General features: G+C 63.6%; 16 protein-coding genes. 6 read left to right on the top strand and 10 right to left on the bottom strand.

Going from position 1 to position 12,127, the window contains the following annotated elements:
* From C7G61_RS47625 to petA, 6 genes are all read right to left on the bottom strand, one after another.
* The coding region (locus C7G61_RS47625; RefSeq protein ID WP_420836825.1) for a type II toxin-antitoxin system RelE/ParE family toxin at positions 1–367 on the bottom strand (367 nt) is incomplete at its 3' end.
* The gene (locus C7G61_RS36325) at positions 355–582 is read right to left on the bottom strand and encodes a hypothetical protein (protein ID WP_108522509.1); all 228 of its coding nucleotides are present in this window, start codon (positions 580–582) and stop codon (positions 355–357) included. The genes C7G61_RS47625 and C7G61_RS36325, both read right to left, overlap by 13 nt.
* 69 nt (positions 583–651) lie before the next feature.
* On the bottom strand, positions 652–1,566 hold the full coding sequence (locus C7G61_RS36330; RefSeq protein WP_108522510.1) for an NAD-dependent epimerase/dehydratase family protein: 915 nt from the start codon (positions 1,564–1,566) through the stop codon (positions 652–654).
* Between the two features lie 120 nt (positions 1,567–1,686).
* Positions 1,687–2,361, bottom strand: coding sequence for a dienelactone hydrolase family protein (locus C7G61_RS36335; RefSeq protein ID WP_108522555.1), 675 nt, complete (start codon positions 2,359–2,361; stop codon positions 1,687–1,689).
* 150 nt (positions 2,362–2,511) lie between these two features.
* Positions 2,512–4,584 carry a cytochrome c1 gene (locus C7G61_RS36340; RefSeq protein WP_108522511.1) on the bottom strand — a complete coding sequence of 691 codons (2,073 nt, stop codon included), beginning with the start codon at positions 4,582–4,584 and terminating at the stop codon, positions 2,512–2,514.
* A 71-nt stretch (positions 4,585–4,655) separates the two neighbouring features.
* A complete protein-coding gene (petA, locus tag C7G61_RS36345; RefSeq protein ID WP_108522512.1) occupies positions 4,656–5,186 on the bottom strand; it encodes a ubiquinol-cytochrome c reductase iron-sulfur subunit in 531 nt (176 codons plus the stop codon).
* 282 nt (positions 5,187–5,468) lie between these two features.
* On the opposite strand from petA, the gene C7G61_RS36355 reads away from it, so the two are divergent.
* The 6 genes from C7G61_RS36355 to C7G61_RS36380 all read left to right on the top strand — a co-directional run bounded on the left by C7G61_RS36355 (position 5,469) and on the right by C7G61_RS36380 (position 9,182).
* Positions 5,469–5,951 carry a tRNA (cytidine(34)-2'-O)-methyltransferase gene (locus C7G61_RS36355; RefSeq protein ID WP_108522514.1) on the top strand — a complete coding sequence of 161 codons (483 nt, stop codon included), beginning with the start codon at positions 5,469–5,471 and terminating at the stop codon, positions 5,949–5,951.
* Complete coding sequence (gene queE / locus C7G61_RS36360; RefSeq protein WP_108522515.1) at positions 5,951–6,583, top strand: 7-carboxy-7-deazaguanine synthase; 633 nt, start codon at positions 5,951–5,953, stop codon at positions 6,581–6,583. Before C7G61_RS36355 ends, queE begins: the two co-directional genes overlap by 1 nt.
* Before the next feature lie 34 nt (positions 6,584–6,617).
* A complete protein-coding gene (locus C7G61_RS36365) occupies positions 6,618–6,983 on the top strand; it encodes a 6-pyruvoyl trahydropterin synthase family protein (protein WP_108522516.1) in 366 nt (121 codons plus the stop codon).
* 123 nt (positions 6,984–7,106) lie between these two features.
* Positions 7,107–7,994, top strand: coding sequence for an oxygen-dependent coproporphyrinogen oxidase (hemF, locus tag C7G61_RS36370; RefSeq protein WP_190242133.1), 888 nt, complete (start codon positions 7,107–7,109; stop codon positions 7,992–7,994).
* Positions 7,995–8,069: 75 nt separating this feature from the next.
* Positions 8,070–8,309, top strand: a complete 240-nt coding sequence (locus C7G61_RS36375; protein WP_108522557.1) for a YodC family protein — start codon at positions 8,070–8,072, stop codon at positions 8,307–8,309.
* 144 nt (positions 8,310–8,453) lie between these two features.
* Positions 8,454–9,182, top strand: a complete 729-nt coding sequence (locus tag C7G61_RS36380; RefSeq protein ID WP_108522517.1) for an HAD family hydrolase — start codon at positions 8,454–8,456, stop codon at positions 9,180–9,182.
* A 9-nt stretch (positions 9,183–9,191) separates the two neighbouring features.
* Here C7G61_RS36380 and C7G61_RS36385 read toward each other — a convergent pair whose 3' ends face one another.
* Genes C7G61_RS36385 through C7G61_RS36400 form a run of 4 tightly spaced genes read right to left on the bottom strand, consistent with a single transcriptional unit; the run spans position 9,192 to position 12,116 of the window.
* The gene (locus C7G61_RS36385; RefSeq protein WP_108522518.1) at positions 9,192–9,953 is read right to left on the bottom strand and encodes a TSUP family transporter; all 762 of its coding nucleotides are present in this window, start codon (positions 9,951–9,953) and stop codon (positions 9,192–9,194) included.
* Positions 9,950–11,209 carry a CCA tRNA nucleotidyltransferase gene (locus tag C7G61_RS36390; protein ID WP_108522519.1) on the bottom strand — a complete coding sequence of 420 codons (1,260 nt, stop codon included), beginning with the start codon at positions 11,207–11,209 and terminating at the stop codon, positions 9,950–9,952. Before C7G61_RS36390 ends, C7G61_RS36385 begins: the two co-directional genes overlap by 4 nt.
* A complete protein-coding gene (locus C7G61_RS36395) occupies positions 11,206–11,469 on the bottom strand; it encodes a DUF6111 family protein (protein ID WP_108522520.1) in 264 nt (87 codons plus the stop codon). The genes C7G61_RS36390 and C7G61_RS36395 overlap by 4 nt, the downstream gene beginning before the upstream one ends.
* On the bottom strand, positions 11,466–12,116 hold the full coding sequence (locus tag C7G61_RS36400; protein WP_420836826.1) for a CoA pyrophosphatase: 651 nt from the start codon (positions 12,114–12,116) through the stop codon (positions 11,466–11,468). Before C7G61_RS36400 ends, C7G61_RS36395 begins: the two co-directional genes overlap by 4 nt.
* Positions 12,117–12,127 lie beyond the last annotated feature (11 nt).

Here is a 12,127-nt window from a genome sequence, read left to right on the forward strand (position 1 = left end):
CGCCGCCATCCTGCCATGATACAGCTCCTCGTTTCGCCGACCGCAAACGAGGAATCCGCCAACAACCCGTCCGTTCCATCAATCCAGCCTGCTGCAGCACGCGGGTTTCATGGAATCGGTCGTCTAGGTCGTCCCCTCGAAAGCTGTGGTAGACGAGGTAAGGATAGTGGGCCGTCGGGAACACCCGAACACCGGAGATGTCCGTCTCTCGCCCCAAACCAGGATATTCCGCCAACAGGCGGCTCGTGGCGCGTATTTGAGCCGAAACGGCAGTTGCCGCGCGCGGGCTGTGTTGCGCTATATACTGGTAGATTTCCGCGATATCAGTGCGGGCACGCGGAGCGTACCGCAGTCTCACAGGCCACACTTTTTCCAGAGGTCAGCCATTTCCTTATCGCTCGCGAACTCCCCGCGCGTGGCCTGTCCGAGACCTTCAAGTACCGCGGCGCGATGGGCCTCGGGCACAATAAACGGATCGCTCCCGGCCGCAGCAATCTGCTCCAGCACTTCAGCGACATAGGCTTGCCGATCCTCAGGGAGCTTGCGCACCTTTTCGATGGCGTCTTCGAGAACCTTGGTCATTGGGGCAATCTATATCAACTCGAGATGAATTGCGAGATGGGGTACTCTCGCTGCATGCGAATGCGGTTGCTATGGTCTGCCCGCCTGCTCCCGGTAACACCCCTGCTCGATCTCTTCGATCAGCTCGCGCGCGTTCGGCTTCCAGCCAAGCTGCCGCGCGCGCTTGGCGCGCACCCGGCTGTTGGATGCCATCGTATCCTCTGTCGTGCCCTCGCCCCATTCGGCGGCGGCTTCCGCCATCGACATCGCCGCGGGCGGTCCCGCAAAACCCAGCATGCGGTTGATCGCCTCGCACGCTTCGCGCATCGAGTTCTCGCCGTTCTCGGCGAAATAGAACGCGCCCGCCAGCGCCTTTTCGATCGCTAGCGCGTAGAGCGTCACGAGATCGTCGATATGCACGTTCGACCAGATGTTCTCGCCAGGTCCGGCGTGCGCCGCGTTGCCGCGCTTCCGGGCGAGCTTGATCAGCAACGGCACCTGCACGCTGTCCGGATTGGCGCCATGACCGAGCCCATAGATCAGGCTCGGGCAGATGATGACCGGTCGGCAGCCTTTGTCGCGGTGGGAGAGAATGAACTCGTTCAGCGCGACCCGCGCGGCGCGCGCAGGCGATGGTGTGATCGGCGCATCTTCGTCGAAGATCGCATCCGACCGCTCTCCCCTGGCGCGCGTGCCGACGATGCTCGATCCCGATGTATGGATGAACGGCTTGCCGCTACCAGCAAGCGCGCCGAGCAGGCTTTCGACCGCGCCCCTGTGATCGGCGCTCGCCGCATTGACGACGATGTCGGCAGCCTGCGCCGCTTGCGCCAGAGTTTCTCCGTCATCGAGCGTTCCCAGCACTGGCTGGATGCCCCGCGCGCGAACTGCCTCGGCTTTCTCGGGCGAGCGAACCAATCCGGTCACTTGATGTCCGGCGGCGATGAGATGCGCTGCAACCGAGCCGCCGATATAGCCCGATGCGCCCGTGCAGAAGATTTTCATTTCCATTCCTCAGTGGTCATGCCGCGCGGCGATTTGTCAGCACACCCAGAACCCGACCGTCGCGATGAAGCCGGCGATGGCCGGTGCATCCAGGACATAAGACCGATTGCGACGCGCATCTCACCCGAGATGCTTCCTGAAAAACTCCGTCGCCCTGCCCCAGGCGAGTTCCGCGGCCTGCCGGTCATGCACGGATTGCCGCTGCTCGTTGACGAAGGCATGCTCGGCGTCATAGCGGAACAGCTCCAGCGACTTGCCGGCGGCCTTCATGCCCTGCTCAAAGGCATCGACCACCTGCGGCGTGCACCAGTCGTCCGTGTTGGCGAAATGGGCCTGCAGCGGGATCTTCACGTCCGCGGGCTTTGCCGCCTGCTCCGGCGGAATGCCGTAGAACACAACGCCGGCCGCAAGTTCCGGAATCTTGGCGGCGCCGATGATAGTCACCGCGCCGCCGAGGCAGAAGCCGGTCAAGCCGACCTTGGCGCCGTTGCGCGACAGATACTGTACGGCGCCCCGCACGGTCTGCGTGGTGGCATCCATGAAATCCAACGAGTTCATTTCTCTGCCGGCCGCATCCGTGTCGTGATACGGCACCACCGTGCCCTTGTAGAGATCGGGCGCCAGCGCATCGAAGCCCGCCACCGCGAAGCGGTCGCACAGGCCCTTGATCTGGTCCTGCAGGCCCCACCATTCCTGGATCACGACCACGCCCGGCGCATTGCCGCGCGCAGCGTTGGCGAGGTAGCCGCTGGCATCCTTGCCGTCGGGCCGCTTGAAAGTGATGCTGGTACCCATGGGTTCCTCCGCGCTGATTTCTGGATGATTGATCGGCATTTTGTCCGCAGTGCGTTCCGAACGCAATCGCCCGATCCGTGCGCCCGCGTCAGGTCAGGGCAACAAAAAAAGCCCCCGCAGGGGCTTTTTCCGAAATCGCTTGCACCTTGATCAGTGGACGTTGGCCCAGACCTTCTTCTTGGTGAAGTACAGCAACACGGTGAGCAGGATCAGGAACACGAACACCTGCAGGCCGAGCGCCTTGCGCGCCTCCATGTGCGGCTCCGCGGCCCACATCAGGAACGTGGTGACATCCTTCGAGTATTGGGCAACCGTTGCCGGCGAGCCGTCGTCATAGGTGACTTGGCCGTCGTTCAGCGGCTTCGGCATCTTGATGGCGTGGCCGGGGAAATATTTGTTGTAGTAGGAGCCTTCCGGCAGCGTGACGCCGGCCGGCGGCTTGTCCTCATAGCCCTGCAGCAGCGCAGCCACATAGTCCGGGCCCTGCTCCTGATACTGGGTGAAGAAGTCGATCAGGAACATCGGGAAGCCGCGGCCGTAGGAACGCGCCTTGGTGATCAGCGACAGGTCGGGCGGAAAGGCGCCGCCGTTGGCCGCGCGCGCCGCCTGCTCGTTCGGGAACGGCGACGGGAAATAATCGGCAGGCCGGCCCGGCCGTTCGAACATATCGCCCTGATCGTTGGGGCCGTCCTTGACCTTGTATTCGGAGGCGAACGCCTGGGCCTGGGCCACCGAATAACCGGGACCGCCGGATTCGGCGAGGTTTCGGAATGCGACAAAGGACAGGCCGTGGCAGGACGAACAGACCTCCTTGTAGACCTTCAGGCCGCGCTGCAATGCGCCGCGATCGAACTTGCCGATGGGGCCGGCGAACGACCACTTCTGCGCTGGCGGCTTGGTACTACCTTCGGCAGCGCGGGCGCTCTCGGCACCGCCCAACAGCAAGCCGCCGGCGACCATCAGGGCAATCATGCTCGACACCATCGACGCAGCCTTGCCGCCCGACTTCGCGAGCACGTCGTCGGCGATCGAGTTAGGCACCGGACGTGGCTTCTCGATCCGGGAGAGCAGTGGCAACAGGATAAGGAAGTAGGCGAAGTAGAGGAAAGTCAGGATGCGGCCGACGATAACATAGATGCCTTCCGGCGGCTGCGCGCCGAGATAGCCGAGCCCGATGCAGACCACGACGAACATCCAGAAGAACTGCTTGGCGAGCGGCCGGTATTTGGACGACCGCGTCTTGGCGCTGTCGAGCCAGGGCAGGAACGCCAGGATGAGGATTGCACCGAACATTGCAATAACGCCGGCAAGCTTGTTCGGGATCGAGCGCAGGATCGCGTAGAACGGCAGGTAGTACCATTCCGGCACGATGTGCGCAGGCGTCACGGCGGGATTGGCCGGGATATAGTTCTCGGGATCGCCGAGATAGTTCGGCATGTAGAAGATGAACCAGGCGAAGAACAGCAGGAAGCAGGAAACGCCGAACGCATCCTTCATGGTCGCGTAGGGCGTGAACGGCACCGTGTCCTTTTCAGTCTTCGCCTCGACGCCGGCCGGATTGTTCTGGCCCGCGACGTGCAACGCCCAGATGTGCAGGACGACGACGCCGGCGATCACGAACGGCAGCAGGTAATGCAGCGAGAAGAAGCGGTTCAGCGTCGGATTGCCGACGGCATAGCCGCCCCACAGCAGCGTCACGATGCTCTCGCCGAAATAGGGCACGGCCGAGAACAAATTGGTGATGACGGTGGCGCCCCAGAAGCTCATCTGGCCCCACGGCAGCACGTAGCCCATGAAGCCGGTCGCCATCATCAGGAGATAGATGATGACGCCGAGGATCCACAGCACCTCGCGCGGTTCCTTGTACGACCCGTAATAGAGGCCGCGGAACATGTGGATGTAGACCGCGAAGAAGAACATCGAGGCGCCAGAGGCGTGGATGTTGCGCAGCAGCCAGCCGTAATTGACGTCGCGGACGATGAGTTCGACGGACTTGAACGCCATATCGGCATGCGGCGTGTAGTGCATCGCCAGGATCACGCCGGTCAGGATCTGCACACCCAGCATAAACGAAAGGATGGCGCCGAACGTCCACCAGTAATTCAGGTTACGCGGCGTCGGATACGCCACGAACGAGGAGTGCATGAGTCCCATGATCGGGAGGCGCCGTTCGATCCACTTCAAGGCGGGATTGGTCGGCTGGAAATCGGATGGTCCGCTCATTGATGCGATCCTGAGGAAGTAAAACGACGCGACGGATACGGATTAAGGGTCTCGGACTGGCGCCCGAGCCCTTAGCCGATCTGGATTTTGGTGTCGGAAACAAAGGTGTAGGGCGGCACGGCCAGGTTGGTCGGCGCGGGTCCCTGCCGGATGCGGCCCGAGGTGTCGTACACCGAACCATGGCAGGGGCAGAAGAAGCCGTCGTAAGCGCCCTCATGGGCGATCGGGATGCAGCCGAGATGCGTGCAGATGCCGACCACGACCAGCCATTGGTCATGCCCCGGCTTGACTCTAGCCTCATCGCTCTGCGGATCGGGCAGGCTCGCAACCGGCACCTTGCGGGCCTCATCGATCTGCTTCTTGGTCCGGTGGCTGATGTAGATCGGCTTGCCGCGCCAGAACACCTTGATGTCCTGTCCCTCGGCGATCGGGGTCAGATCGACCTCAATCGGCGCACCGGCCGCGATCGTCGAGGCGTCCGGGTTCATCTGGGAAACCAGCGGCCAGACCGTAGCAGCCGCGCCTACGGCGGCGACGGCTCCCGTTGCAACAAAAAGGAAATCACGGCGTGTCGGATGGTCCGCCGAAGACGCTGTCGTCACGTTCCAAGCCCTTTCTTAATCTGCAGCCAGCGGAACCGCCCCGGGGGCGCCGAAAGCGCGACCCGAAAGAGGCTGCCGGCGCCCGCGGCCCCCGCGGCGGCAGAAAAACCGCCTTTCCTCCCCCAATCCTGGCGGAACAAGCAGTCCAGAATCGTTCTATTGGCACCCTTGCCGTGAGAGCGCAAGCCCGCTATCGGCTCGCAAGCGTGCAATGCACTAAATCCGCGCCCGGCCGTGATTTATTCAATACATTTCACCCACGCTTCCGAAGCCTCGACACCAATGCACATCGCGCTTTTCCAGCCCGACATTCCCCAGAACACGGGAACGATTCTGCGCCTGTGTGCGTGCCTGGGCGCGGCTGCCCACATCATCGAGCCGGCCGGATTTCCGATCTCGGACCGGCATTTCCGCCGGGCGGGAATGGACTACCTCGATCATGTCGCCCTCACCCGCCATGACTCATGGCAAAAATTCGAGCAATGGCGTAACGAAGCGGGTTTCCGGCTGGTGCTGTTTACAACCAAGGGGGCCGGTTCCTATCTGGATTTCAGCTACCGGCAGGACGATGTCCTGCTGTTCGGGCGGGAATCGGCAGGGGTACCCGATGAAGTCGCCTCCGCTGCCGATGCGCGGCTGGTGATCCCGATCAGGCCGGACTTGCGCTCGCTCAATGTGGCCATGGCGGCGGCCATGGCATTGGGCGAGGCGCAGCGGCAGACGGGTTCCGCGATGACGGGCGAGATGCGGTCCGAGGAGAGATAGTGAGTTACGCGGTCAAAGAGATATTCCTGACCTTGCAGGGCGAAGGCGCGCATGCCGGCCGTGCGGCGGTGTTTTGCCGTTTTTCCGGCTGCAACCTCTGGAGCGGCCGCGAACAGGACCGTGCCACCGCCACCTGCAAGTTCTGCGATACTGATTTTGTCGGCACCGACGGCACGCTGGGCGGCCGCTACGCCACCGCGGACGAACTCGCCGACACCATCGCCCGGCAATGGACCGGCGAGAATACCAACCGCTATGTGGTCCTGACCGGCGGCGAGCCCCTGCTGCAGGTAGATCGCCCCTTCATCGATGCGCTGCATGCGCGCGGCTTCGCCATCGGCATCGAGACCAACGGGACGATCGAACCGCCCGACGGGATGGACTGGGTCTGCGTCAGCCCGAAGGCCGGCGCAGGACTCGTGGTGCGCCGCGGCCACGAATTGAAGCTGGTCTATCCGCAGGCCGGCGCCGCGCCGGAAGATTTTGCGGGGCTCGATTTCGAACGTTTTTCGCTGCAGCCGATGGACGGACCCGACGTGATCGAAAACACCGCGCGCACGGTCGACTACTGCCTGCGCCATCCGCAATGGCGGCTCAGCCTGCAGACGCACAAGACACTCGGTATCAGATAAGCACTTGGCATCAGATAGGAACCAGATTTTCAAGATGTGGGAACTGACGAAATCATTTCGCTTCGAAGCCGCGCATTCGCTGAAGGGGACGACCTTCGGCGCGGCCAGCGAGGAAATTCACGGCCACTCGTTTCGCGCCGAGGTGAGCGTGCGCGGCACGCCCGATCCGGAAACCGGCATGGTGCTCGATCTCGGCCTGTTGGAGCGCAGCATGGAAGAGGTCCGCAAGACCCTCGACCACAAGCTCCTGAACAAGGTCGAGGCGCTGGGAACGCCGACGCTGGAAAACATTTCGCGCTACATCTTCGAACGCCTCCAGCACGCCGGCGAGATTACCCGCGTCAGCGTTCATCGCGACAGTTGCAACGAGAGCTGCACGTACTTTGGACCACAGGGCTAGAAATGCATCTTACCGTCATTGCGAGGAGCGAAGCGACGAAGCAATCCATTCTTTCTGTGACACGATGGATTGCTTCGCTACGCTCGCAATGACAGCAATATATGGAATATATGGATCGACCGCATGGACATGTCGCTGATCGAGCATCGCAAGACGCGCGCGAGAGCCTGGTTCGAAGCCTTGCGCAACGACATCTGCGCGGCCTTTGAGCGGCTGGAAGACGACGCCCCGGCTTCGCTCTATCCAGGCAGCGCCGGACGCTTCGAGCGCACGCCCTGGAACCGCACCGACCACACCGGCGCGCCCGGCGGCGGCGGCGTGATGTCGATCATGCGCGGGCGGCTGTTCGAGAAGGTCGGCGTGCACTGTTCCACCGTGCACGGGGAGTTCGCGCCCGAATTCCGGGCGCAGATTCCGGGTGCGGCCGACGATCCCAGGTTCTGGGCCTCGGGCATTTCGCTGATTGCGCATCTGCGCAATCCGAACGTGCCGGCGGTGCACATGAACACCCGCTTCGTCGTCACCACCAAGGCGTGGTTCGGCGGCGGCGCTGACTTGACGCCGGTGCTGGACCGGCGGCGCACCCAGGAGGACCCGGACACGCTGGCCTTCCACCAGGCAATGAAGGAAGCCTGCAGCGGAGCGAACGGCGTCGCCGACTACGACAAATACAAAAAATGGTGCGACGAATATTTCTATCTGCCGCATCGCAAGGAAGCGCGCGGCATCGGCGGCATTTTCTACGACTGGCACGACTCAGGCGATTGGGACGCCGACCTCGCCTTTACCCAGGACGTCGGCCGCGCCTTCCTGAAAATTTATCCCGAGCTCGTCCGCCGCAATTTCGCCCTCCCCTGGAACGCCGCCGACCGCGAGGAGCAGTTGATCCGGCGCGGACGCTATGTCGAGTTCAACCTGCTCTACGACCGCGGCACAATTTTTGGGCTGAAGACCGGCGGCAATGTGGATTCCATTCTCTCGTCGATGCCGCCGGAGGTAAAGTGGCCATGATTTGACTGTCATGATCGGCTTGTCATGACCGATCGCTAGAATGCGAATCGCGTCATGCATTTCAAGGAGCAGATCATGGATTTGAAACCAGGCGACGTCGTCATTCTGAAGTCCGGCGGCCATCCGCTTAGCGTGGTGGAAGTCAACGAGGGTAATGTTGCGTGTGTGTGGATGGGTAATGAAGGCGATCTCTTTCGCGAGACGCTGCCACTAGCCGTCCTTGAACTCGCCGATACTTCGGATGACGAAGAGGAGGACGACGAAGAAGACGATGAGGACGAAGACGAAGAGGACGAGCACGCCAAAGTCGCCTAGGGGAATTTCGGCGTCGCCCGGCATCCACAGCCCGGCGACGTCGTTTCCTTGAATTGGACCCCGTGCGGGGGATCTGATATTCGCGGCAAGTCGACCGCCGCTTCCCGCGGTCGACAGCGCTGGAAGCGAAATGGCCGTGAAACGATGACCCACCTGCCCCGTGCCATGCTGATCGACATGGACGACACCATCCTGTCGGCCTATGGCCGCCCGGAAATCGCCTGGCACAATGTCGCCGCGGAATTCGCCACCGAGTTCGGGCCGTTGACCTCGCAACAGGTTGCCACCGCCGTCCTGGATTCCGCGCGCAAATTCTGGGCGGTCGCCGGCGCCGAATGGCGGCTGAAGCTGGATGAGGCGCGGCGCATAACCGTCACACGCGGATTTGCCGCCCTTGCCGCCGGCGGCCATACGCTGCCCGAGGATCTTGCGGTACGGCTCGCCGACCGCTTCACCGCCTACCGCGAAGAGGAAATGTTCGTGTTCCCCGGCGCGCACGACGCCATCGACGAATTGAAGGCGCGCGGCGTCAAGCTGGCGCTGGTGACCAACGGTGCCGCCGGCGCCCAGCGCGCCAAGGTCGAACGCTTTGCGCTGTCGCACCGTTTCGATCACATCCAGATCGAGGGCGAGCACGGCTTCGGCAAGCCGGACGAGCGCGCTTATCTGCACGCCATGCAGACGCTGGGCGTCACCGCATCCGAGACCTGGATGATCGGCGACAATCTGGAATGGGAAGTCGTGGCGCCGCAGCGGCTCGGCATCTACGCGATCTGGATCGACGTGCATGGCGACGGCCTGCCCACGGACTCCACCGTGAAGCCCGATCGCATCATCCGCTCGCTGACGGAACTGCTGCCCCGCGAGCGCTGATAGAGCGCGTCAGTGCCGCAGCGCCGCCGCGATCATCATCGTGCCGCCGACCATCACGGCGGCGTCGAGGATCGCGGTGTGGATTTGCACCGGCATGCGCTCCACGAAGGCCTTTGCGAGGAACGCGCCGGGAATCGCGATCGCGCCGATCAGGAGGGCAAAGGCCAGCACCTGCGCGGTGACGACGCCGGCCAGGCCGAATACCGAAATCTTGATGAGGCCGGTCACGACCGAGATCACGGCGTCGGTGGCAATCACCGCCGCACCCTCGAGCCCCGACGCCATCAACAGCGACAGCAGGATCACGCCGGAGCCTGACGTGCCCCCGACCAGCACGCCATACCCCACCGCGCTCGCACCGAGGCCGGTATCGCCAATCCTGATATCGCGCTTCCTGGCCAACCGGCGCAGCGGCACGCTCAGCATCAGCATGCTGCCGATCACCAGCGCCGCGCCGGTGCTGGTGAGCCGCGTATAGCCGTAGGCGCCGAGCGCGGTGGTCAGTGCGGCAGCCCCGATCACGATCAGCGCGCGCCGCCGGTCGGCGTAACGGAAATAGGCCACGAAGCGGCTTATATTGGTGATGATCGCCGATATCGCGATGATCGGCACCACCGGCTCGGCGCCGACCATCGGCACCAGCACCAGCGGCATCAATGCGCCAGTGCCGTAACCGGCAAGACCGCCGATGATGGACGCAAACAACGCCATGCCGCCAACCAGCACGAGTTGGCCGAGCGAAATGTCGGCGAAGCCGGCGAGAATACTCACAGCCGGTGATCGCGGGTGAAACGGGCGGCGGTCTGGTCGGCGATCGCGGCCAGCGCGGATGCATCCAGCGGAAAATCCGCGGCCAGCCAGGCGTCTTCCGCAAGCATCAGCACGTGACCGAGCGCGGGGCCCTCGGCAATGCCGCGCGCGATGAAATCGGCCGCCTTCAGCGGAAATTTCGGCGCGCTCCAGCGCTGCGGCAAGGTTGCTAGCTCGTGCCAGCGGGCGGCGCCATTGCCGATGCCGCCTGCCCGTGCCCACGCCAGCATCACCCGGTCGCGGTAGGGGTCCTCGCCGAGCCGGTAGAGAAGCTGCCGCGCCCGCGCGCCGTCCTTGCCGGCGAACCGCCACCAGCGATGACCCATCGAGTCCAGCGCCTTGGTTTCCGCGTTGGAAAGCCGAAGCCGCGCCGAGACGCGCCTGGCGTCCTCGGTGACCGCGACCGTGAGCGCGGCGAGCCGGCGCACGGCGTTCGGCGGCAGCCCCAGCGCGCGTTCAGCCGCGATCATCGCCGCGAACGTTCCGGTGTAGGCGACGCCGCCGAAGATCGGCAGCAGCAGCCCGGCATCCGCCATCGCCTGCACCGCAACCGCGGCCCCTTCCGCGATCAGCAGCTTCATCATTTCCATGCGCACGCGCTCGGCGGAAAGGCTCGAAAGTCCCGCGCGCCCGTCGATGCAGGCGAGATATCCGGCACGGTCGGGCTCGCCCTCCCCATAGGCGGCATGCATGCGGAAGAAACGCAGGATGCGCAGATAATCCTCGGCGATGCGCTGGCTGGCATCGCCGATGAAGCGCACGCGTCTGGCTTCGATATCGGCAAGCCCGCCAACATGGTCATGCACGATGCCGTCGGCATCGACGGAAAGCCCATTGATGGTGAAGTCGCGCCGTTCCGCATCGCGAACCCAGTCGCGCCCGAACGCAACCTTGGCCTTGCGGCCAAAGGTCTCGGTATCCTCGCGCAAGGTCGTGACCTCGAACGGATGCGATTCGACGACCAGCGTAACCGTGCCGTGGTCGATGCCCGTCGGCACGCATTTGATGCTGGCCGCCTTGGCGCGCCGGACGACCTCGTCAGGCAGAGCGGTGGTCGCAATGTCGATGTCGCCCAGAGGAATTTTCAGCAGCGCATTGCGCACGGCGCCGCCGATCACGCGGGCTTCCTCGCCATCGCCGTTGAGTAACGCAAGCACGCGCGCGGCCGGACCGGATCTGAGCCAGGGCGCGTCCGACAGCACGCGGGCCTCGCTCATTTCTCGACTCCGGGAACCAGCTTGCCGTCTTCCATGTGCGCGGGAACGTAGGTCGAATCCGGCGGCGCGCCGGAGAATTGCGCGAGAAAAACGAAACTGATCACGACCAGCAGCAGCGATCCCAGCAACAGTTTGGCGACAAGATGCGCCGGCCACGAGGACGACACCAACACTCCGGAACGGGTGGCAATCAGAAACAGCGCATAGGCCGCGAACGGGATCAGGAAAATCGCGACCTCGGTCAGAACCGGACGGATCATGCGAGATAAATCCGCTCATACAGCACGCGCAGAATCCCTGCGGTCGCGCCCCAGATGTAACGCTCGGCGAACGGCATGGCGTAATAGGAGCGCTCCATGCCGCGGAATTCCTTGGAATGGATCTGATGGTTCTCGGGATTCATCAGGAACGCCAGCGGCACCTCGAAGGCGTCAACCACCTCGCCTTCATTGATCGTCAGCTTGAAGCCGGGCTTCACCCGCGCCACTGTCGGCAGGATGCGAAACCCGAACGCGGTTCCATAGAGGTCGAGATAGCCGATCGGCTCGATGAAGTCACGCTTTAGGCCGACTTCCTCCTCCGCCTCGCGAAGTGCGGCGTCGAGCGGGGAAGCATCGGTGGCGTCGATCTTGCCGCCGGGAAAGGAAATCTGGCCGGCGTGGCTGGACAGATGCGGCGAGCGCTGCGTCAGCAACACGGTCGGCTCGCGGTGATCGACCACCGGGATCAGCACCGCCGCCGGCCGTACCGGCTGCTCGCGCGCCACGATCTCGAGCATGCGGTCGTTACCCGCGTCGCCGGTTTTCGGAACGATATCGGGATCGACCAGGCCGGGCGGCACGTCGAAGCTCAACCGCGCCTGGCTCCGCGTGAAAAACTCCGCCGAGCTGATCGGAGCCGCTTCCATCTTTTTCAGTA

Source organism: Bradyrhizobium algeriense, assembly GCF_003062295.1.
In the GTDB taxonomy this organism is placed as follows: domain Bacteria; phylum Pseudomonadota; class Alphaproteobacteria; order Rhizobiales; family Xanthobacteraceae; genus Bradyrhizobium; species Bradyrhizobium algeriense.

Excerpts from the sequence above, each read along its gene's own strand:
- C7G61_RS36325 (WP_108522509.1), bottom strand. The coding sequence starts at position 582 with ATGACCAAGGTTCTCGAAGACGCCATCGAAAAGGTGCGCAAGCTCCCT.
- C7G61_RS36330 (WP_108522510.1), bottom strand. The coding sequence starts at position 1,566 with ATGAAAATCTTCTGCACGGGCGCATCGGGCTATATCGGCGGCTCGGTT.
- C7G61_RS36335 (WP_108522555.1), bottom strand. The coding sequence starts at position 2,361 with ATGGGTACCAGCATCACTTTCAAGCGGCCCGACGGCAAGGATGCCAGC.
- C7G61_RS36340 (WP_108522511.1), bottom strand. The coding sequence starts at position 4,584 with ATGAGCGGACCATCCGATTTCCAGCCGACCAATCCCGCCTTGAAGTGG.
- C7G61_RS36355 (WP_108522514.1), top strand. The coding sequence starts at position 5,469 with ATGCACATCGCGCTTTTCCAGCCCGACATTCCCCAGAACACGGGAACG.
- C7G61_RS36365 (WP_108522516.1), top strand. The coding sequence starts at position 6,618 with ATGTGGGAACTGACGAAATCATTTCGCTTCGAAGCCGCGCATTCGCTG.
- hemF (WP_190242133.1), top strand. The coding sequence starts at position 7,107 with ATGGACATGTCGCTGATCGAGCATCGCAAGACGCGCGCGAGAGCCTGG.
- C7G61_RS36375 (WP_108522557.1), top strand. The coding sequence starts at position 8,070 with ATGGATTTGAAACCAGGCGACGTCGTCATTCTGAAGTCCGGCGGCCAT.
- C7G61_RS36380 (WP_108522517.1), top strand. The coding sequence starts at position 8,454 with ATGACCCACCTGCCCCGTGCCATGCTGATCGACATGGACGACACCATC.
- C7G61_RS36390 (WP_108522519.1), bottom strand. The coding sequence starts at position 11,209 with ATGAGCGAGGCCCGCGTGCTGTCGGACGCGCCCTGGCTCAGATCCGGT.
- C7G61_RS36395 (WP_108522520.1), bottom strand. The coding sequence starts at position 11,469 with ATGATCCGTCCGGTTCTGACCGAGGTCGCGATTTTCCTGATCCCGTTC.
- C7G61_RS36400 (WP_420836826.1), bottom strand. The coding sequence starts at position 12,116 with ATGGAAGCGGCTCCGATCAGCTCGGCGGAGTTTTTCACGCGGAGCCAG.